This is a genomic window from Coprobacter fastidiosus (assembly GCF_982245605.1).
Window position 1 is genome coordinate 1 of the sequence record NZ_CEVCIF010000072.1, and the last position, 6108, is coordinate 6108.

Consider the following 6108-nt stretch of genomic DNA (forward strand, 5'->3'; position numbering starts at 1 on the left):
GATAATAAAAGGGCGGCATGACAAAAAAAAGAAGGCATCCTTTTTAGACACCTTCCTCTATTATAGAAATATCAATTAATTTCTAAATACCAACCCGTTTTCATCAGCATCGATAACTATGGGTTTGCTTTTATCTACTTTCTGAGCCAATAAATCTTTTGACAATTGATTCAATATATATCGGTGAATGATACGTTTTACGGGACGAGCACCGAATTGCGGATCATAACCTTCTTTAGCGACAAATGCCAAAGCTGCCGGTGTAATATCCAGTTTCACACCATTCGAAGCCAACAATTTCTCAATTCCTTTAAGTTGCATTGCAACAATCTGTTCGATCTCTTTTTCATTAAGAGGAGTAAACATAATCGTTTCGTCGATACGATTCAGGAACTCAGGACGTATAGACTGCTTCAACAAATCCAAAACCTGACGTTTGGTCATTTCTGTAATTTCATCTTTATTTTCGGGTGTAATTTTCTCGAAATTCTCCCGAATAAGACTTGATCCCATATTGGAAGTCATGATGATAATCGTATTCTTGAAATTCACCAAACGCCCCTTATTATCGGTCAAACGTCCGTCATCCAACACTTGCAATAAAATATTGAAAATATCGGGATGAGCCTTTTCTATTTCGTCGAACAACACTACCGAGTACGGTTTACGCCGTATCGCTTCGGTCAACTGCCCGCCTTCTTCATATCCGACATATCCGGGAGGCGATCCGATAAGACGGGTCACACTGAATTTGTCTTGATACTCACTCATATCGATACGGGTCATCATATTTTCATCGTCAAACAAATATTCCGCCAAAGCTTTTGCCAACTCTGTTTTTCCGACACCCGTAGTTCCCAAGAAAATAAATGAGCCTATCGGACGACGCGGATCACTCAGTCCCGCACGACTACGACGAACTGCATCCGAAACAGCCTGTATTGCTTCTTCCTGCCCGACTACACGTTTATGAAGTTCTTCTTCCAGATGAAGCAGTTTTTCTTTTTCACTCTGCATCATCTTGCTGACAGGAATTCCCGTCCATCTGGAAACGACATCGGCAATATCTTCCGCATCCACCTCTTCCTTGATCATGGCAGCTCCGCCTTGCAAAGTCTTCAGTTTTTCCTGAACATCTTTTATTTCTTGTTCTTTGGCCGTAATCTTTGCATACCGTATTTCAGCGACTTTTTCATAATCGCCCTCTCTCTCCGCACGGTCGGCCTCAAACTTAAGGTTCTCTATATCGATTTTGTTTTGCTGAATTTTATTGACCAATTCCTTTTCGGATTCCCACTTAGCTTTAAATTTCGTTTCTTCCTCTTTCAAATTGGCAATTTCCTCATTCAACGTCTTCAGCTTATCTTTATCATTTTCTCTTTTGATCGCCTCCCGTTCGATTTCCAACTGTTTGATACGACGAGAAATCTCATCCAAAGCCTCAGGAACAGAATCTACCTCAAGACGCAACTTGGCGGCAGCTTCATCCATTAAATCGATTGCCTTATCCGGTAAAAACCGATCTGTAATATATCGTTCGGACAGTTGGACGGCAGCAATGATCGCATCATCTTTAATACGCACTTTGTGGTGATTTTCATACCGTTCTTTTAAACCTCTCAAAATCGAAATCGTACTCAATTCATCAGGTTCATCGACCATAACAATTTGGAAACGACGTTCAAGAGCCTTATCTTTTTCAAAATATTTCTGATACTCATCTAAAGTAGTAGCTCCGATCGAACGAAGTTCTCCTCTTGCCAATGCAGGTTTTAAGATATTAGCGGCATCCATTGCCCCCTCACCTTTTCCCGCACCGACTAAAGTATGTATTTCATCTATAAAAAGAATAATCTCTCCTTCAGCCTGAGTTACCTCATTAACAACAGCTTTGAGTCGTTCTTCAAACTCGCCTTTATATTTAGCTCCAGCAACCAAAGCTCCCATGTCCAAAGAATATATCTGTTTACTTTTCAGATTTTCAGGAACATCACCACGTACAATTCTGTGAGCCAAACCTTCTGCTATGGCAGTTTTACCAGTACCCGGCTCTCCTATTAATATAGGATTATTTTTCGTACGCCGACTTAATATCTGCAATACCCTACGAATTTCATCATCTCGTCCGATAACAGGATCAAGTTTTCCGGTACGGGCACGTTCATTCAAGTTAATTGCATACTTACTCAAAGCATTATAAGTATCTTCAGCAGAAGCATCCTTTACACTTTGTCCCTTTCTCAATTCATCAATAGCCGCTCCCAATTCTTTTTCGTTAATTCCGGCATCTTTCATAAAAGACGATGCAGAACTTTTTGTCTGTAATAGAGCCATTAGAATAGACTCTAAAGCAACAAACTGATCTCCCATTTTAGAAGAGTAGTCAGAAGCTTTCTGCAATACCGCATTTGTTTCACGACTCAAATAAGGTTCACCGCCACTCACCTTAGGTAAAGAGGCAATCTCCCGATCAACCGCTGTTTTCAGTAAGTTGACATTAACGCCTAATTTCTGAAAAATATAATTGACAAGGCTTTCTCCTACATCAACAACACCTTTCAGCAAGTGTACCGGCTCGATAGCCTGCTGTCCATTGGCAGAAGTTATCTCGACTGCTTTCTGAACAGCTTCTTGCGATTTGATTGTAAAATTATTAAAGTTCATATCTTTTTTCTCCTTTCCATTCTTTTTTTAGTTAAATTCAAGAAGTTATTCGCAAAAGGGATGCCAAATGAATTTACGGACAAAAATACTGGTAACCAATCGGTTAAAATGACAAAATGACCACATTAAAGATTACGAACAACCTACCGATAAAAAAATGTATTTACACTTAAACAGTTCCATAAACTGACATTTTGACCTATATCACCTATAACAACTCGAGTTCAGCTTTGTTCGACAAACAATAAAGAAGAAGCAGTAAACTAATACTTCTTCAAAGAGTCTATTTATATAAAAGGTGTTATTTAGAATCTAATTTATTCAGATCCTGGATGATCAACCGCGCTCTCTCAGCACTTTTAATCTCCTTCCGATGCCGGATATAATAGACCGGATCAAGACTGAAACCAACACTTTTCGTTCGTTTAGCTCCTGATAAATTCAACATTTGAGCTACATTATTTTTTGCTCTCAACATTAATGCGTTTTGCTCCTCATCTCCCTTATAATTCGCCATATGAATAAGTAATGCCCGCTTTATTGTCTGAGAAGGATTATTAGGTAAGGCAAACTTATACTCCGACAGTTTAAGATTCAACGGTTCTATATACGCCTCTATCGGCATCCCTACTAAAAGCGTGTCTGCAATTTGACGCTTTTGCAATACCGGGCTTTCAAGCGGAAGTGCAAATGTTTTTCCATCAAAAAGTAATTTCGGAGTCTCTACGGGCGGTTCTTGCGCAGACATGTACGACGGATATAAAATCAGTCCGACAAAATACGACCAAACAAGTACCGCCTTCCGTATCATAATAACATTGAGTAATTTTTATACAAATATATTTTATCATCCAGGGAAAAAGAGAAAATCATTTTTCATTAACCTACTTGAACAATAAGAAACAAAAAACACCTGTAAAAAAACATCTAAAGACAAAACTTCTTATCTTGAAGATAAATTTTATCTTTTCATAGAGAATTTTCGATATTCTATCTGTTGCGGATAGCAATTCTATCTTTAAAAAGCAGTATATTTGCGACAAATTTTAAATAAAAGAATGGACTTCGAATTACAATATACCGATCCTTGCAGTCGTGCCAGAGCGGGGAAAATAACTACAGATCACGGATGTATCAACACTCCTATATTTATGCCGGTAGGTACTGTCGCATCGGTGAAAGCCGTGCATCTGCATGAACTGAAAGAGGATATAAAAGCCCAAATTATATTAGGAAATACATACCATCTTTATTTAAGACCCGGTCTCGATACTTTGGAGAAAGCCGGAGGGCTGCATAAATTTAACGGTTGGGACAGACCTATTCTTACCGACAGCGGAGGATTTCAAGTTTTTTCTCTTTCAGAAAACCGGAAGTTAACTGAAGAAGGGGCACATTTCCGTTCTCATATAGATGGTTCGAAACACCTTTTTACACCTGAGAAAGTTGTAGATATTCAACGCATTATCGGCTCGGATATTATGATGGCTTTAGATGAGTGCCCTTCCGGACAATCAGACTACTCTTATGCAAAGAAATCTTTACAACTTACGCAACGCTGGTTAGAACGAGGATGGAAACATTTTTGCGAAACAGAGGGCAAATACGGATACAAACAAACATTTTTTCCGATCGTACAAGGATGTGTATATCCCGACTTGCGTAAAGATGCGGCAAAACATGTAGCTCAGTTAGGGGCTGACGGGAATGCCATCGGAGGTCTGGCTGTCGGAGAACCGACAGAAAAGATGTATGAAATGATCGATGTCGTAAACGAAATATTGCCGACCGATAAACCCCGTTATCTCATGGGTGTAGGAACTCCTGCAAATATTCTGGAAGGAATAGAACGCGGTGTCGATATGTTCGACTGTGTAATGCCTACTCGCAACGGTCGCAACGGAATGTTATTTACAGCAAACGGGATCATGAACATGCGGAATAAAAAATGGGCGGACGATTTTTCACCTATCGATCCGGACGGCACATCCTATGTAGATCATCAATACTCGAAAGCTTACCTAAGGCATCTGTTTATCAGTAACGAAATTCTCGCCATGCAAATTGCATCGGTGCACAACCTCGCTTTTTATGTATGGCTTACTCAAGAAGCCCGAAAACATATTCTGAACGGTACTTTTAAAACTTGGAAAGACGAGATGATAATACGGGTTACACACCGGTTATAAACATTATCGCATGCTAAAAAAAATCGACATATATATTATCAAGAAATTTTTGGGGACTTATTTTTTCGCCATTGCTCTTATCATATCGATTGCGGTAGTCTTCGACATAAATGAAAAACTGGATTCGTTCCTCAACGCTCCGTTAAAAGCCATAGTCGTAGATTATTATTTGAATTTCATCCCCTATTTCGCCAACTTATTCAGTCCGCTATTCACTTTTATCGCCGTTATTTTCTTTACATCCAAGCTTGCCGATAATTCTGAAATCATCGCCATGTTATCCAGCGGTATAAGTTTCAGAAGATTGATGATTCCCTATATGATTTCGGCAGCGATTATCGCAGGTGTTACATTTTATCTTAACAGCTATGTAATCCCTCCTGCTAATGTCACCCGTATCGAGTTTCAAAACAAATATGTAAAAAACAAAAAAGTGGATTATGCCAGCAATATACAGTTACAAGTAGAACCCGGTGTAATCGCTTATATGAGTCGATACGATAATAATACGAAGACCGGCTATCGTTTCTCTTTAGAAAAGTTCGAAGGAAAAATTTTGAAATCGAGACTAACTGCTCAAACTGTTACTTATGATTCTGCATACCATTGGATTATAAAAGATTATATGATCCGAAATTTTAATGGAATGCGGGAAGAGCTAACTCGGGGTAGCCGCTTAGATTCTATCATCACCATAGAACCTTCAGATTTCCTCATATCCAGATATGACAGTGAATTAATGACGACCAGCGCACTGAAAACATACATCGACAGACAAAAAAAACGTGGTGTAGCCAATATCAAAGATTTTGAAATTGAATACGAGAAACGATTTGCAATGACGGCAGCCTCTTTTATCCTTACCGTAATCGGGATGTCCCTCTCTTCGAGAAAAGTCAAAGGAGGAATGGGTGTCAATATCGGTATCGGCCTGCTTTTAAGTTTTTCTTATATCCTTTTCAGTACCGTTTCGTCAACTTTTGCCGTATCCGGAGCAACATCTCCGCGTGTTGCCGTATGGTTACCCAATATCGTATATAGTATTATAGCTGTTTATCTTTATCGAAAAGCTCCGAAATAAATTACAGAGTATAAAAATGAACAACAAAGAAAGCGAATTTATATTTCTTTGTTGTTCTAATAAAATATACGTACAAAGGGATATTCAGTAAATGTCCCTAAAAAATAAGATGGCATATGAAGTCGATAGAGTATAATCACTTTATATGCCATTATTATTGCTCTTTTTCTGTGT

General features: G+C 38.8%; 4 protein-coding genes. 2 read left to right on the forward strand and 2 right to left on the reverse strand.

Going from position 1 to position 6108, the window contains the following annotated elements; genetic code table 11:
* Positions 1-75: 75 nt before the first annotated feature.
* Together clpB and AC0UMU_RS13065 are read right to left on the reverse strand one after the other, a co-directional pair.
* Positions 76-2664, reverse strand: a complete 2589-nt coding sequence (gene clpB, locus AC0UMU_RS13060; RefSeq protein WP_288641980.1) for an ATP-dependent chaperone ClpB — start codon at positions 2662-2664, stop codon at positions 76-78.
* Positions 2665-2965: 301 nt separating this feature from the next.
* Positions 2966-3475, reverse strand: a complete 510-nt coding sequence (locus AC0UMU_RS13065; protein WP_278715069.1) for a hypothetical protein — start codon at positions 3473-3475, stop codon at positions 2966-2968.
* A gap of 247 nt (positions 3476-3722) precedes the next feature.
* On the opposite strand from AC0UMU_RS13065, the gene tgt reads away from it, so the two are divergent.
* Both tgt and AC0UMU_RS13075 read left to right on the forward strand, forming a co-directional pair.
* Entirely contained in the window at positions 3723-4853 is a 1131-nt protein-coding gene (gene tgt / locus AC0UMU_RS13070) for a tRNA guanosine(34) transglycosylase Tgt (RefSeq protein ID WP_278715071.1), read from the forward strand.
* Between the two features lie 10 nt (positions 4854-4863).
* On the forward strand, positions 4864-5934 hold the full coding sequence (locus AC0UMU_RS13075) for an LptF/LptG family permease (RefSeq protein WP_009316810.1): 1071 nt from the start codon (positions 4864-4866) through the stop codon (positions 5932-5934).
* Positions 5935-6108 lie beyond the last annotated feature (174 nt).